This window comes from Chryseolinea soli (assembly GCF_003589925.1).
Classification (GTDB): domain Bacteria; phylum Bacteroidota; class Bacteroidia; order Cytophagales; family Cyclobacteriaceae; genus Chryseolinea; species Chryseolinea soli.
Genome location: NZ_CP032382.1, coordinates 2,315,706 through 2,330,684 on the forward strand (window position 1 = coordinate 2,315,706; position 14,979 = coordinate 2,330,684).

Below are 14,979 nucleotides of genomic sequence, written 5' to 3' on the forward strand. Positions count from 1 at the left end.
TGCCTATTCCTTATTTCACCGAGGCCGAGGCCTGTGACGCAGCAATCACTTCGTTCCATACCCGGAAAACATTTTTAGAGCAGATCTTTTCAATGTCTTCGGGCGTATAGCCGCGTTTCAATAACACATAGAATAAATTCGGATACTCCGACACATCTTTCAGACCTAGCGGCAGGCTGTCGCCCACGCCATCGAAGTCAGAGCCGATGCCCACATGGTCGATGCCGATGAGCTTCACGATGTGGTCGATGTGGTCGGCCACGCGTTCCACATCCGAATACAGCGCCACATGATTTTTCGAGTACTGGTCGATGATGGTTTGTGCGGCCGAGTCGCGGGAATTCAGGCCTTGCGCCTTCAATTTTTTCTCCACCGTATCCAACACGGCGATGTTCGTGCGCGCTAATGAATCCAGGAAGGAGGCGCCGAAATTGATCTGGATCACGCCGCCGTTTTTGCCCAATGCCTTGATCATGTCATCCGACATGTTGCGCTGAAACCCCGGCGTAAAGAACCTGCACGACGAATGCGATGCAATGAGCGGTGCCTTGGCGATGCGGATCACATCAAAGAAAGTGCTGTCGGTAACGTGTGAAATGTCTACCATGATGCCCGTGCGCTGCATTTCGGCCACCACCTTTTCGCCAAAGGGGCTCAGTCCATTCCACAAGGCCGTGCTATCATAGGAAGAGTCGCAAATCTGGTTGTTCTTCGCGTGGGTCAGTGTGATGTAGCGGATCCCGCGGTCGTAGAAATACTTTACATTTTCGAGTTTATCTCCGATCGGCGCGCCATTCTCCATGCCCATGGGCAGGGAAATTTTGCCTGCCTTGGTGTTGACTTCAATGTCTTGTGGCGTCTTGGCCAGGGCATATTTGTCGGGAAGGGAAGTGGCAATGCCTTCGATCAGCGCGATCAGCGAATCGGCCAGGCTCTTTCCATTGTCGGCTTGCTTTTGATAGCGCGACGGGATATAGATGGACATGAAGGGCGCGTCGAGACCGCCTTTGCGGGCCCGCTCAAAGTCGAAATCGCCTTTCTCATCGTTTACAGGGATGCCCAGGTTCTGCGGTGCCAGCTGGAAATGAATCTCCTGGAGCCGCTCGGGGAAGTCTACGTGGGTATCGACAAGAATAAATTTTTGGGCCAGCTCCCGGGCCTGGTTGCGGAGCGCCTCATCGGAAGCGGTCTCCGTCTTCTTTTCCTGGCAGGCAATAAGGGCAATCGCGGTTATTCCCAGCAGGACAGAAGTAAATTTCATGGTTAATGCTTTAATTTGAAATTTGCACAAAAATAGAAGGCGATGCAAACCATTCGAGTACGCACCACACAAAATGTTTTTATCGATTATCCATTGGCCAGCATTGGCGACCGCATCGTGGCCTACCTGATCGACCGGCTCATCCTTTTTCTCTACATCCTGTTGGTCATATCGCTCATGGTGGGTATGAAAGCATTCGAAAATGAAACCCTCCTGATCACCCTGGGCCTGATCTTCATCGTATTCCCGATGATGTTCTACGGCCTGCTTTTCGAGATCTTCATGAACGGCCAAACCCCGGGCAAGCACGCCATGAAAATACAGGTGATCCGCCTTGACGGCACCCCGGCCTCCGTAGGCGGCTACCTTTTCCGGTGGCTGTTCAGCATCGTGGATTTTGGGATTTTCGGTGGGGTGGTGGCCGTGGTGATCATCGCCGTCGGCGGGAAAGGCCAACGCCTCGGCGACATCGTTGCCGGGACAACCGTGGTAAAACTGGCGCAACAAAAGGAGATCAATTCCAGCGACATTTTTATCGTGCCCGAATCAACCTATGTTCCAACATTTGAACAGGTGGTTCAGCTGAGCACGCGCGACATCGAGGTGATCCAGCGCGCCCTCGACGCCAACCGCGACCATGGAACGTATCAACCCATCGAGATCATCACCGAAAAGATCAAGAGCATGCTGGGCATACACTCCGACCTGCCGCCGTCCGAATTTCTCTATACCATCGTGAAAGACTACAACAGCCTAACGGCTGGAAGGTGAAATGGACAATCTCCCGGAGTATACACGCGCCTACCTGGCCCTGCGCAACGGGCAGGACAAGCCCGAAGTGTGGGTAGCCTACAACGGACTTATCTATGATGTTACGCGCTCGCGTCTGTGGATGCGAGGGAAACACTATGAACACTGGGCCGGTCAGGACCTCACCGACGAACTGAAGGACGCCCCACACACCGAAAATGTGTTCGACCGCTTTACGATCATCGGTAAGTTGAAACACTGATCGAAAAAATCTGTTCGCACACGAACACATTGTCCACTTCTGTTTTTTCTGTTAAATACAAATTTTAGCTTTGCGTTGATTTTACGATAACGATGTAGTCTAACTCAGTCCCACGAAATACACTTACCTTTAGCAAATGATTCTTATAGCAGATAGCGGAGGCTCCAAGACCGACTGGAGGCTCCTGGAAGCCGATGGCACCATCGATCAGGCCGGCACGCCGGGCTTCAACCCCTATTATCAACCCATCGAAGACTTGAAGAAAAACGTGCATGAGGTGTTGCTGCCCCGCATCAAACATCCCGTGACGAAAATATTTTTCTATGGCGCCGGCGTGTCGTCTATGAAAAATCAGCTCACCATCAAGAGTGCTTTCCTGGAATTTTTCCCCGAGGCCCACATCGAGATCGGTTGGGATTTGTTGGCCGCGGCGCGCGCCTTGTGCGGCCACGAGCCCGGCATCGCCTGCATCATGGGCACCGGCTCCAACTCCTGTTTGTATGACGGCCAGAACATTGTGGGCAACGTCGCTAACTTGGGATGGATACTTGCCGATGAAGGCTCCGGCGCCAATATCGGCCGGAAGTTTTTGGTAGACTACCTGCGCGAAATGATGCCCGAAGGATTGCGCAAACAATTTCACGAGCGCTTCCCCCTCACCCGCGAAGAGTTTTTGGAGAAAGTCTACCAGCAAGAGCGCCCCAGCGCTTTCCTGGCAAGCTTCGCCAAATTTATTTTCCAACACCTCAAAGAACCCTATTGCTACGAGCTCGTCTATAACAGCTTCTCGGAGTTCTATGAGAACAACGTGATGAAGTACGAGAACTATCAAAAACTGAAGGTGCACTTCACCGGCTCCATTTCGTTCTACTTCAGCGACATTCTCCGCCAGGTGGCCAACGACAAAGGCATCACCGTGAAGAATATCCTGGAAGGCCCCATTGCAGGCCTCACCCTGTTCCACAAGAAAGACCTGAACTAGGCCATGGCTACCACCGAGGGCGCATCGCACTACGACCACCTCGAGCACATGAGCGTGCACGACCTGCTGGCCAACATCAACCGCGAAGACAAGAGCGTGCCCCAGGCCATCGAAAAGGCGATCCCCCAGATCGAAGCCCTGGTCAATGTCATTGTCGACCGCATGCAGCACGGCGGCCGGCTGTTCTATATTGGCGCCGGCACCAGTGGCCGGCTTGGGGTGGTCGATGCTTCGGAAATACCGCCTACGTATGGAGTGCCCCACGGCCGCGTGATCGGCATCATCGCCGGTGGCGACGGTGCCATACGCAAAGCCGTAGAAAAAGCCGAAGACAATCCCACGCAGGCGTGGAAAGACCTGGAAGAATATTCCATCAATCAGCAAGACGTACTCATCGGCATCGCCGCCTCCGGCCGCACGCCCTATGTGATCGGCGGTCTGAAAGACGCCCGGGCCAACGGGGTGGCCACCGGCTGCATTGTATGTAATAGCAACTCCGCCGTGGCTGCGCAGGCCGACTTCCCCGTGGAGGTGATCACCGGCCCTGAATTTGTTACCGGCAGCACCCGCATGAAGGCCGGCACCGCCCAAAAGCTCACGCTCAACATGGTGTCTACCACGGTCATGATCAAACTGGGCCACGTCCGGGGCAACAAAATGGTGGACATGCAACTGACCAACGAAAAGCTCGTGGATCGCGGCGTGAAAATGGTGATGGACGAACTGAAAATTCCCTATGCCGAGGCCGAACAATTGTTGCATCAACACGGTTCTGTGAGGAAGGCTGTAGACAGCCGTCGCCATGCATGACATCGAACCTTACTACAACTGGCTGAAATACTACGACCCCGCCGACGACGAGCGCTCGCCCTTCCACGGCAAGCAATATAACCACGACGTCTACTCCGAAACCATCTATGGCTACTACATCGACCCCGCCTGGGATTCCATCGGGTCGGAGACGCTCTATGTAAAAATTCTCTACGCCGACTACCTCCAGGGATTTGCCGTGATCGAATTCATCGGCGAATGGAACGACACCCTTCACAACGACATCATGACGCTCAAGCGAAACCTGCTCGAAGTCATGATCAACGAAGGCATCAACAAATTCATCCTCATCGGCGAAAACATCTTCAACTTCCACGGCTCCGACGACAGCTATTACGAAGAATGGTTCGAGGAAGTAGGCGACGGCTGGATCGCTGCCGTTTCGTTTCCTGACTTCATCTTGGAAGAATTCAAGAAATACCACCTCGATAGCTACATCAACATGGGGGGCACCCTGCAGATCCCGCAGTGGCGCACGTTGCAACCGTTGAATTTTTTTGATTTGGTGAACAGCCTTGTTCAGAGAAGGCTCAACTGAACGTTGGTGACCAGCGCATCTACCGGCACCAGGTAATCGCGTTTAGACTTCAATTCCTTACAAAGGACACGGGTGCGGCGAAGCTTGCCCTTGATAAAAAACTTACCCTGCAATTGGAAAATGCTGCCTTCCGGGATGTCGGAAAGCACGGCCATGGATTGGGCATTTTTATCAAATTTACGGAAGGCGGCCGTCAGGTCGGTGTCGGCAAAGGAACTGGCCTTGGGATTGATCATGTGACGGCGCAGTTCATGTAAGATTTCCTCAGGAAAAACACTTTCCCAGAGTAAAGGAACCGTCAAATCGGTGAAAGTGGTCTTCCATTTCTCACCGTGAGGGTCAACCCTAGCCCCATGGGCGAGGTACACCCGGAGGTGGGCTACTTCGTGCACATAGGTCAACAGGAAGAGGTAGGGATTGAGATCGTTGTTCAGCGTGATGCGGGGGTGGGCCTTGGTGTGCTTGCTGGTGAAGTCGCCCACTTTTGTCTGACGGCTCCTGGTGATCTTGAGTTCGAACGGGCTTTGCTTCCACAAGTTGAAACAGTATTCTACCGCAGAGGGTGGAACATGCGTTTGCAGGATAGCGAAAACCTTGTCGGCCGTCATAGAGGCTGTAAAATAAAAAAGGCTTTAGAAACCTAAAGCCTTTTCGTCTCAATCTTAAGGATTGATTACTGAACTTTCGTAGTGTCAGTTTTGGTAGTGTCAGCAGCAGCAGAATCAACAGCTGCGGGAGCAGCAGCTTCAACAGCAGCAGAATCTACGTCGGTAGTAGCAGTTTCAGCTTTCTTGCCACAAGCAGCGAAAGCCAAAGCGAAGCCACATACGGCTACAAATGCGATCAATTTTTTCATAGTTTACAGGTTTTAAAAAATTCACCGCAAATATAACAGTTATCGCCCACACGGGGCCCAGGGGGTAATAAAATTTATTTTTTTCTAAAGATTAACCGTATGGGTACACCCTCAAAATCGAACTGAGCACGCATCTTATTTTCGAGGAAACGCTCATACGAAGGCTGAATGTACTGGGGCAGGTTACAGAAGAAAACAAACGATGGAAACCGGGCGTTTACCTGGGTTATGTATTTTATGTTGATATGCTTCCCCTTAATGGAGGGGGGTGGCTGACGCTCGATTTCGGGCAAAATGGCATCATTTAGCTTCGAAGTGGGTATTTTTTTGGTCTTATTTTCAAAAACTTGTACCGTTTTCTCGATCACCTGGAAAATGCGCTGTTTGGTCAAAACCGACGCAAAAATGATGGGAAGGTAGTCGATGGGGGCAATCCGCTCTTCAATCTCCTTCTTGAACTTATCCGATGTCTTCGAGTCTTTCTCGATCAGGTCCCACTTGTTCACCATGATCACCATGCCCTTGCCCTGCCGTTCGGCGAGGCTGATCAGGTTCACATCCTGTGCTTCCAATCCTCGCTCAGCATCGATCACAATGATCACCACATCGCTGTCTTCCAACGCCCGCAGTGAACGCAGCACCGAATAGAATTCAATATCCTCCTTCACTTTCCCTTTCTTCCGAACCCCGGCAGTGTCGATCAGGATAAAGTTTTTGCCATACATCTTATAGTATGAGTGAATAGCATCGCGTGTAGTGCCCGCTTCATCGGTAACAATGCTGCGCTCCGTGCCCAACAAGGCATTGAGGAACGAAGACTTGCCCACGTTGGGCCGCCCCACGATGGTGATCTTGGGAATGCCTTCGTCGGGATCTTCCACGCCTTCGGAGACGAACGTTTTCACCACTTCGTCCAGCAGTTCGCCCGTACCGCTACCGTTCTCCGAGGAGATGGGGTAGATCTCGCCAAGGCTCAGCTCATAGAACTCGGCAGCCAACATGGATTTGTCGGGCGTGTCGGTCTTGTTGGCCGCCACGAACACGGGCTTCTTGGAGGCGCGCAGGATGTTGGCAAACTCCTTGTCGAACCCCGTGATGCCATCCCGAACGTCGACCATGAAGATGATGGCCGTGGCCTCATCGATGGCCAGCTTCACTTGCTTGCGGATCTGTGACTCGAACTTATCTTCCGAGCCGGTGACGTACCCGCCCGTATCGATCACGGTAAAGAACTTGCCGATCCACTCGGCATACCCGTAGTGACGATCGCGCGTAACGCCCGCCATGTTGTCCATGATGGCCTGGCGCTTTTCCACCAACCGGTTGAAGAGTGTGGACTTGCCCACGTTAGGCCTACCTACTATTGCTACAATGTTTGACATCTTACTAAATTATGATCACTCCAGGTATCCGAACTGTTTCAGCTTAAAAGCCTGCTTGCGCCAGTTGTCGGCCACCTTCACGTGTGTTTCCAGAAATATTTTTTTGCGAAAGAACTGCTCCATGGCCAACCGCGCCTCGATGCCCACCTTTTTGATCAGGCTCGCACCCTTGCCGATCAGGATGCCCTTCTGCGACATGCGCTCCACATAAATGACGGCGCTGATGCGAATGATGTCGGGCTCTTCTTTAAAAGACATGATCGACACCTCGGTGCTATAGGGAATCTCCTGCTCGTAGTTGAGGAAGATCTTCTCGCGAATAATTTCCGAAGCAAAGAACCGCTCGCTGCGGTCGGTATACTCATCCTGCGGAAAGAAGGCTGGGTGCTCCGGCATGAACGACAGCAACTTGGGCAGCAACTGGTCCACATTCTCACCCGTCATGGCCGACACCGGCAACACTTCCCGGACGTTGGGCAAGGTCTGTTTCCAATAGGCGCTCTTATCCAGCACCTGTGACCCTTTGGCCCTGTCAATCTTATTCATGACCAACAGGATAGGCGTCGTGATCTTGAGAAAGCGCTCGAACAACTCCGGTTCAAACTTGTCTTCCAGCGAAACCACCAATAATATCACGTCGGCGTCTTCCAGCGAAACTTTCACATAGCTCATCATCGCTTCGTGCAAAGAATATTTGGGCTCCAGTATCCCGGGCGTATCCGAATACACCACCTGGTAGCCGTCGCCATTGAGAATGCCCATGATGCGATGGCGAGTGGTTTGTGCCTTCGCCGTGATAATCGACAGGTTTTCGCCCATCAGCTTATTCATAAGCGATGATTTACCCACATTGGGTTTCCCCACGATGCTCACAAAACCCGACTTAAAACCTGTTTCCGCCATAATGATTTGCAAAGGTAACTTGTTTTTTAAATGTGCGCGACCTACTTTTGCGAACCCTTTAAATAACCGCGTGCGGAAACTTTAAATCGGGTAAAAAAGTTGAGATAAATACCTGGAAGTCGGTCGGACTTCGGAAAAGACATATCGCGGGTGGAGCAGTTGGTAGCTCGTTGGGCTCATATCCGCTAAAGCGGACACAGGTTCGAGAGTTTAGAGAAGAGACAAAGTTCGAAAGAACAAAAGACATATCGCGGGGTGGAGCAGTTGGTAGCTCGTTGGGCTCATAACCCAAAGGTCACAGGTTCGAGTCCTGTCCCCGCTACTAGAAAGTAAAGGCGATCATTTTGATCGCCTTTTTCTTTTATAATGAATTTGGTTTGGATAGCTCGTTGGGCTCATATCCGCCTAGGCGGACACAGGTTCGAGTCCTGTCCCCGCTACTAGAAAGTAAAGGCGATCATTTTGATCGCCTTTTTCTTTTATAATGAATTTGGTTTGGATAGCTCGTTGGGCTCATATCCGCCTAGGCGGACACAGGTTCGACTCCTGTCCCCGCTACTTAGAGTAAAGGCGATCAATGATCGCCTTTTTCTTTTTATAGCGAATTTGGTTTACATACGGTTGTGGCTCGTTGGGCTCATATCCGCCTAGGCGGACACAGGTTTGAGTCCTGTCCCCGCTACTATAGGTTAAGATGCCCTTCTCTTTTCCATGTTTTAATTGGATCGCAGATTTATTAAGTTGTAGAGCCTCACATTGTCCGAAAGGCCCTGCCCTCTCCATTCACCGTTGTCATTTAACGATCCGTCATATGTCATTTTATGTTTATGTCCTCCATTCAGTCAGATTGAACAAGATTTATATTGGATTTACTTCCGATCTGGAAGCCAGACTAAAGTCGCACAATGAATTGGCCACCAAGGGCTGGACGATAAAGTTTCGGCCGTGGATTCTTGTTCATTGCGAAATCTTTGCTTTGAAGGCGGATGCTATGAAGCGTGAGCGAGAATTAAAGACCGGGAAGGGCAGACTCTTCATTAGGAAGGGAATTTTACAACCGGTGACTAAATGAATCAGCTCGATGGGCTCATATCCGCTTAGGCGGACACAAGTTGGAGTCCTGATCCTCCCTTACAATATGTCTCTATTGGTTCTTCTGGCAGTTTTTGTTGTCTGAAATTTTTGAGCTGTAAACGGAGCTGAACTGAAGACAGGTCAAGCAATAATTACGTCTTCGTTTCTTTTTTGGGGTGGCCGATTACGCCAGTATTTAATTGACCATTGTGGAGAATAATCACACACAAGTGGACTGACCATTTTGGCATTCACGGCTTCCGCTCCTTAATATACTTCACCACACTACCCACAGGCGCCACCCAAACACCATTAGCAGGATCTTGCGCATATTCCATAAGCTTCCTAAGGGTTTCCAAGCGCGTGGTCTGTTCTCCCGAATCATTCATCTCATGCCCTGCGAACACAATCCATTGGTGATTTTTTCGAGCGCTTTCAATGAGCGGCAAAATCGACTCAAAGGTCTTTCCGTCGAGCTCCATGCCGGTGATTTGTGCCATGTCGCAAAACGTGGGATCATTTGGTCCCTCATCGCGCCACCCACGTCCCGAGATGAATAACTCGGCTACGACGGGCACGTAACTCTTTGTATTCAATCCACGACCAACAAATTTCTGTCCACAGGGATAAGCAAAGACCAGGGGCTTCACACCTAACATCGATTCGATTTGTTTATTTGACTCGGTCAGCTCTTTTCGAATGTCCGCCACGGAAAATTCTTCCAATGCTTTCTGACGCGCCCAGGGAAAATTTCCTGAGCACGGATGATTTAAAGAGTGATTCCCGATTTCATGCCCGCTGGCCACAGCCTTTTTCCATCCCGTCAGTTGCTCCTTCACCGGCCCGGGCAAAACATAGAACGTTGCTTTCACCCCGTATTCATCGAGCAGTGCAGTTCCTTTTTCCACCTGGCTTGCACGTGCGTCGTCGAAGGTTAGACTGATGGCTACTTCCTTCCCGGAAGGCCATGAGAAAGAAGCCGGTTGCTGGGCATGCAGCGCAGAACACAAGGTGGTCATAGATAGGACGAACAGATAAAAAGATATGCGCTTCATGTTTCAGATGATTTGATGATTGGGTCATTTAATTTAGTTTAAATGAATGAATTATTAATTCTGTTTTTAAAAAAGCCAACTCATTTGCCATCTGTTCAGCGGTTTGTTTTTGGATAACCACGGAATGGGATCAGCGGTCACCATTCTTAATGCCTGAAAACGTATGTGGCCTCGGTAGTGCAATGCGTCCTGTGCGCGCTATCATTACCGCAGGCTTAAGCAGATAACATAATCATAAGATAACGGGCGAAACGAATCCACTACATTTGGAAAGATTATATATAGTAAACATTGTATATACAGAGTAAACATTATAAAATAAAAACATCAATCACAGCATGGAATCAAGAAGAGACTTTTTGAAGAAGGCGGCGCTGCTCTCGGGTATGGGAGGCGTGTACAGTAGTATCCCCGCATCCGTGGCGCGCGCATTTGCCATCGACCCCGCCGTGGGCACAACCTATCTGGACGCCGAACACGTTGTCATTCTGATGCAGGAGAACCGATCGTTTGATCATTGCTATGGCTCCCTCAGCGGAGTGCGGGGATTTAATGATCCCCGCTTTGTGACGCTTCCCGACAAAAAGCCGGTCTGGATGCAGACCAATGAAAAAAATGAAACCTATGTTCCGTTCCGTCTCAACATCAAAGAGACGAAGGCCACGTGGATGGGTTCGCTGCCGCACGGCTGGACCGATCAAGTTGACGTGCGCAATGGTGGAGCCTGCGACCAATGGCTGAAAGCGAAAAAGTCAGGTCACCCGGAATATCGACAGATGCCGCTCACACTTGGGTTCTATAGCCGTGAAGACATTCCTTTTTATTATTCACTGGCGGATGCCTTCACGGTTTGCGATCAGAATTTCTGTTCGTCGCTGACCGGCACCACGCCAAACCGGCTTCACCTGTGGACGGGCAAAGTCCACGAAGATGCAATGAAGCCTGCCCGCATCCGGAACGAGGAAACCGACTACGACGCCGAAGCCCAGTGGAAAACTTTTCCCGAACGGTTGGAGGAAAACGGCGTCTCCTGGAAGATCTATCAGAATGAGCTGAGCGTTGGGGTGGGTTTTGAGGGTGACGAGGATGACTGGCTGTCTAATTTTACGGACAATCCTATTGAATGGTTCTCGCAGTTCCATGTCAAATTTCACCCCGCGTATATCAAATACCTCCCGAAAAAGATAGAGTGGCTGAAGTCTGAAATTGCAAAAGGAAAAGCGAAGCTGGCGACCCTTACCGCAGGAACTGATGATCATACAAAATTGAAGCGAAGTCTCGAGCGGGGTGAAGAAGAACTTGAGATCTCACGCCAGGATGTGACCGTCTATACGATGGATAACTGGAACAAGCTGTCACAGCACGAGAAGGATATCCACCACAAGGCTTTCACCACCAATATCAACGATCCTGATTATCATACGTTGGAAACCGTCACCTACAACGACAACGGCACAACGCGCGAAATGAAAGTTCCCAAGGGCGATGTGCTTTTTCAATTCCGCAAGGACGTGAACGAAGGCAAGCTCCCCGCCGTGTCGTGGCTGGTGGCGCCTTCTAATTTTTCGGATCACCCGGGGTCGCCCTGGTACGGTGCCTGGTATTTGTCCGAATCGATCGACATTCTTACGAAGAATCCGGAGGTGTGGAAAAAGACCATCTTCATTCTTTGCTACGATGAGAACGACGGCTACTTCGATCACGTACCACCTTTTGTTCCGCCGGTGCCGGGCCAACCCTCGACCGGTAAAGTATCCGCATCGATCGACACGGCGATGGAGCATTTGTCGCTCGACATGGATCTGAAACGCAAGCCCGCCAACCAGGCGCGCGGAAGTGCTGTCGGTCTCGGGTACCGCGTTCCATTGGTTATTGCTTCCCCTTGGAGTCGGGGTGGTGCCGTGAATTCGCAGGTATGCGATCATACTTCCATCCTCATGTTTCTTGAAAAGTTTCTCACAAAAAAAACAGGTAAGCGGATCGAAGAATCAAACATCAGCTCCTGGCGCCGCGCCGTGTGTGGCGATCTTACTTCCGTCTTTGCTCCTTACAACGGCGAGCCTGTTGCGCTGCCTGATTTTGTGGAGAAGAAGCCGTTCTATGAATCCATTCACAAGGCGCAGTTCAAAGATGTTCCAGTGATGCCGCCGCCGGTGACGACGAATGAGATTGAACGGGCCCTGGCGTCCGGTACATTTCCCGCGGCGATGCCGGTGCAGGAGAGCGGTATGCGAAAATCGAATGCACTTCCCTATGAACTTTATGTGACGGGCGGGGTGAGTGCAGACCAAAAATCTTTTCGGTTTGTATTTAACGCGGGTAAGGGTGTGTTTGGGGAAAGATCTTCCGGGGCGCCGTTCATCGTGTATGCTTTTGCTAACGAGTGGGCCACACGGTCGTATGCCGTCGCGCCCGGCGAATCGGTTACGGACGAATGGTCTCTCGATGCTTTCCCCAATGGACGCTATCATTTCCGCGTAGATGGCCCGAATGGATTTATGCGCGAGTTCAGCGGCAGCCTGGGAGCCGGCGATCAGGTAACGGTGGAGGCCCCCTATGAAAAAGGAACTGGAAAAAATCTCACCGGCAATTTGCTGCTCACCGTAAACAACCGACAGGCAAAATCCGTGACGGTCGAGGTCGTTGACGAGGCTTACGGTCAGAAGAGCCTGAAGAAGGAGATTGCCAAGAATGCTGCCTATACATTCAAAGGTGATCTGACCAAGAGCTTTGGCTGGTACGACACGTCGGTCCGCATCACAGCAACTGATTTCGAAGTGCGCCTGGCAGGACGAGTGGAGACCGGCAAAGAAAGCAAGTCCGATCCAGCGATGAATAAGCAAGGAGCGTGACACGGGTCATAATTTTCTCTCGATAAGGTGAGCTGACAAGCGACATGCGTTTGACTCTGTAAATGAGATGCTTGAAGTATTTCAGTTTTCAAAACGGACAAAAAAGTGAGCCGCAACCAGGTATTCATTTTTAAAATCTATTTGATACTTGAAATGTGTAGGTATCTTTAAGCGACCAAAAGTATATGCCGGACATAAGTCCGGTATATATCGTTGGCGTTAAGTACAGATAGTTGAGATGAAAAGAATAATATTGTTAGGACTCGCCCTGTCGGGCGTAGTTTGTTCCTTCGGACAAAAGAACTTCGGGATTAAGATCTATCAAAATACGGACTTTTTTGAAACCCAATACTATAATAGTGGGCTCAATAGGAGGACGAAAGTTGACAATGTCAATTTCAGCAGATTCAGCCTGGCGTTGGATATGGAAACGAAAAAGGGCTACACGCATGAAATTGAATTGATGATTCCAGAACTGTCGAAATCGCTCGACAACATTCAATTTCCAATGAATTACAAATTCCGGGAAGCGGAATGGCTTGATGGTGAAGCTACTTCATATTCACTGCGCTACGAATTAAGTAAGACATTGACAAACAAAGTCAAGCGATTTGGTTTTAACCTGGGATTGGGTATAAATCCTTACTATGTGCACGTTGAGTATATTCCCAACATTGAAAATGCTTATCATCTGTCGAATAAATTGTATGGTTTCGCGGTGAATGCAATCCCAAGAGTAACGTACAAGCTCAGTCCACGCTTCCGTTTGGATTTGAATGTGCCCTTGAAGATTTATGATCTGAGGGGCGAGAAAACCCGAATAAAGAATCCCAATATCCCCTTGCGACAACAAGAGACCACCGAGCACAGCAATATCTTCTTTGAGAGCGCCTATACGATCAGGCTGGGGATAATGTACAAGTTGAATAAGTGACCCTGGCCCTACGGCGACTTGCGCCACTTGAGTAGCATACCGTTTTTGAAATGACCGAACGCTGCGCGTGGACCGATCTGATCATCTGCGTGCAAGGAATTTCCGTCTTTAAAAATTTGCGAACGGCTGACCGAACGTCTCTCTGCAAACGAAATCATAACAAAGAATTAAAATGGACGGCAGGAAAGTTCTTCTGGCGGAGACGTAGGGCAGCTGAAAAACAACTAAATTTCCCTAAACCCACAAAATCTATGGAAACCCTCACACAGCCCCTCACGGCCACCTTCGATGTAAGCAACGGACAGAAAGTATTCTATCGCCATTGGAAATCTGCCGGCAGCCCCAAAGCTGTCGTGGTCATTGTACACGGATTCAATTCACACAGTGGATACTACCAATGGACGGCCGACCAATTGGTCGACAGCGGCTATGAAACGTATGCGCTGGATTTGCGTGGGCGGGGCAACTCGGATGGAGAGCGTTTTTACATTGCCGACATGAACGAATTTGTGGACGATGTAGATCAACTGGTTTCGGTCGTCAAAGCGGCGCAGCCGGACTTGCCCGTTTTCGTATTGGGACACAGCGCCGGTGGCGTACTCTCTTGCCTTTATATGTTGGCGCACCAGGACCGTGTCAACGGATTCATTTGTGAAAGTTTTGCCTACCAGGTGCCGGCGCCCGATTTTGCTATTGCGGTATTGAAAGGCCTGAGTCATCTGGCACCACATGCCCATGTGCTGAAATTAAAGAACGAAGACTTCTCGCGCGATGCAGCCGTAGTAGAAGCCATGAACAACGATCCGTTGATTGCACACGAAGTGCAACCCACACGAACGGTACAACAGTTGGCGGTGGCGGATGAACGTCTGAAAAAAGAATTTTCCACCATTCAGATTCCGTTATTTATTATTCATGGTTCCGAAGACAAAGCCACCAGACCCAGTGGAAGCGAGTTCTTCTACAAGCAAGCGAGCTCGACGGATAAAACATTAAAAATTTACGAAGGACATTATCACGACATGCTGAATGACCTGGATAAAGAGGTGGTGATGGGCGACATCTTGGATTGGCTGAATCAAAGGGCCTGACTCGTCATCTGTGCGATATCTGAAAACAAGGGGCTTAACGGCTCCTTTTTTTTCAGCAGGAATGTATGAGAGGCAAATCACCCTATGGCTAAAATCTATGGCGAGCTATCCATCCCTTATTTTTCGGCATGTTTGAGATGGATGAAGTCCACGGGCCTATAAAAATGTCCCAAAACGGACAGCCTGTTGATCAAAATAATATTTAATT

At 50.2% G+C, this 14,979-nt stretch carries 15 protein-coding genes and 1 tRNA gene; 10 read left to right on the top strand and 6 right to left on the bottom strand.

The features are described from left to right. Positions 1 to 10: 10 nt before the first annotated feature. Positions 11 to 1,261, bottom strand: a complete 1,251-nt coding sequence (locus tag D4L85_RS10035) for a dipeptidase (RefSeq protein WP_119754190.1) — start codon at positions 1,259 to 1,261, stop codon at positions 11 to 13. 42 nt (positions 1,262 to 1,303) lie between these two features. Here D4L85_RS10035 and D4L85_RS10040 point away from each other — a divergent pair, with 42 nt between their 5' ends. The 5 genes from D4L85_RS10040 (at position 1,304) to D4L85_RS10060 (ending at position 4,624) form a co-directional block, all read left to right on the top strand. After that, positions 1,304 to 2,032: an RDD family protein gene (locus D4L85_RS10040; protein WP_119754191.1), complete on the top strand. Its 729-nt coding sequence runs from the start codon at positions 1,304 to 1,306 to the stop codon at positions 2,030 to 2,032. A 1-nt stretch (position 2,033) separates the two neighbouring features. Beyond that, on the top strand, positions 2,034 to 2,273 hold the full coding sequence (locus D4L85_RS10045) for a cytochrome b5 domain-containing protein (protein WP_119754192.1): 240 nt from the start codon (positions 2,034 to 2,036) through the stop codon (positions 2,271 to 2,273). 136 nt (positions 2,274 to 2,409) lie between these two features. Continuing rightward, positions 2,410 to 3,255, top strand: a complete 846-nt coding sequence (locus D4L85_RS10050; RefSeq protein WP_119754193.1) for an N-acetylglucosamine kinase — start codon at positions 2,410 to 2,412, stop codon at positions 3,253 to 3,255. Positions 3,256 to 3,258: 3 nt separating this feature from the next. Then, positions 3,259 to 4,065 (top strand): N-acetylmuramic acid 6-phosphate etherase, encoded by an 807-nt coding sequence (murQ, locus tag D4L85_RS10055; RefSeq protein ID WP_119754194.1) that lies wholly within the window; start codon positions 3,259 to 3,261, stop codon positions 4,063 to 4,065. Beyond that, complete coding sequence (locus tag D4L85_RS10060; protein ID WP_119754195.1) at positions 4,058 to 4,624, top strand: hypothetical protein; 567 nt, start codon at positions 4,058 to 4,060, stop codon at positions 4,622 to 4,624. The genes murQ and D4L85_RS10060 overlap by 8 nt, the downstream gene beginning before the upstream one ends. Here D4L85_RS10060 and D4L85_RS10065 read toward each other — a convergent pair. From D4L85_RS10065 to era, 4 genes are all read right to left on the bottom strand, one after another. Then, positions 4,606 to 5,232, bottom strand: a complete 627-nt coding sequence (locus D4L85_RS10065) for a SprT family zinc-dependent metalloprotease (RefSeq protein WP_119754196.1) — start codon at positions 5,230 to 5,232, stop codon at positions 4,606 to 4,608. The two genes, D4L85_RS10060 and D4L85_RS10065, sit on opposite strands and share 19 nt — an antisense overlap. 65 nt (positions 5,233 to 5,297) lie before the next feature. After that, entirely contained in the window at positions 5,298 to 5,480 is a 183-nt protein-coding gene (locus D4L85_RS10070) for a hypothetical protein (RefSeq protein ID WP_119754197.1), read from the bottom strand. 74 nt (positions 5,481 to 5,554) lie between these two features. Continuing rightward, the gene (der, locus tag D4L85_RS10075) at positions 5,555 to 6,862 is read right to left on the bottom strand and encodes a ribosome biogenesis GTPase Der (RefSeq protein WP_119754198.1); all 1,308 of its coding nucleotides are present in this window, start codon (positions 6,860 to 6,862) and stop codon (positions 5,555 to 5,557) included. A 15-nt stretch (positions 6,863 to 6,877) separates the two neighbouring features. Next, entirely contained in the window at positions 6,878 to 7,693 is an 816-nt protein-coding gene (era, locus tag D4L85_RS10080; protein WP_335621961.1) for a GTPase Era, read from the bottom strand. 321 nt (positions 7,694 to 8,014) lie between these two features. Here era and D4L85_RS10085 point away from each other — a divergent pair. Both D4L85_RS10085 and D4L85_RS10095 read left to right on the top strand, forming a co-directional pair. Then, positions 8,015 to 8,087: transfer RNA gene (locus tag D4L85_RS10085), tRNA-Met, on the top strand. Positions 8,088 to 8,576: 489 nt separating this feature from the next. Continuing rightward, positions 8,577 to 8,837: a GIY-YIG nuclease family protein gene (locus D4L85_RS10095; RefSeq protein ID WP_119754201.1), complete on the top strand. Its 261-nt coding sequence runs from the start codon at positions 8,577 to 8,579 to the stop codon at positions 8,835 to 8,837. Between the two features lie 253 nt (positions 8,838 to 9,090). On the opposite strand, the gene D4L85_RS10100 is transcribed toward D4L85_RS10095, so the two are convergent. Further along, positions 9,091 to 9,894 (bottom strand): polysaccharide deacetylase family protein, encoded by an 804-nt coding sequence (locus D4L85_RS10100; protein ID WP_119754202.1) that lies wholly within the window; start codon positions 9,892 to 9,894, stop codon positions 9,091 to 9,093. Between the two features lie 338 nt (positions 9,895 to 10,232). On the opposite strand from D4L85_RS10100, the gene D4L85_RS10105 reads away from it, so the two are divergent. The 3 genes from D4L85_RS10105 to D4L85_RS10115 all read left to right on the top strand — a co-directional run bounded on the left by D4L85_RS10105 (position 10,233) and on the right by D4L85_RS10115 (position 14,771). Further along, a complete protein-coding gene (locus tag D4L85_RS10105) occupies positions 10,233 to 12,746 on the top strand; it encodes a phosphocholine-specific phospholipase C (protein WP_119754203.1) in 2,514 nt (837 codons plus the stop codon). A gap of 238 nt (positions 12,747 to 12,984) precedes the next feature. Beyond that, positions 12,985 to 13,680, top strand: coding sequence for a hypothetical protein (locus tag D4L85_RS10110; protein WP_119754204.1), 696 nt, complete (start codon positions 12,985 to 12,987; stop codon positions 13,678 to 13,680). A gap of 251 nt (positions 13,681 to 13,931) precedes the next feature. Next, positions 13,932 to 14,771: an alpha/beta hydrolase gene (locus tag D4L85_RS10115; RefSeq protein ID WP_119754205.1), complete on the top strand. Its 840-nt coding sequence runs from the start codon at positions 13,932 to 13,934 to the stop codon at positions 14,769 to 14,771. The last annotated feature ends 208 nt before the right edge of the window (positions 14,772 to 14,979 follow it).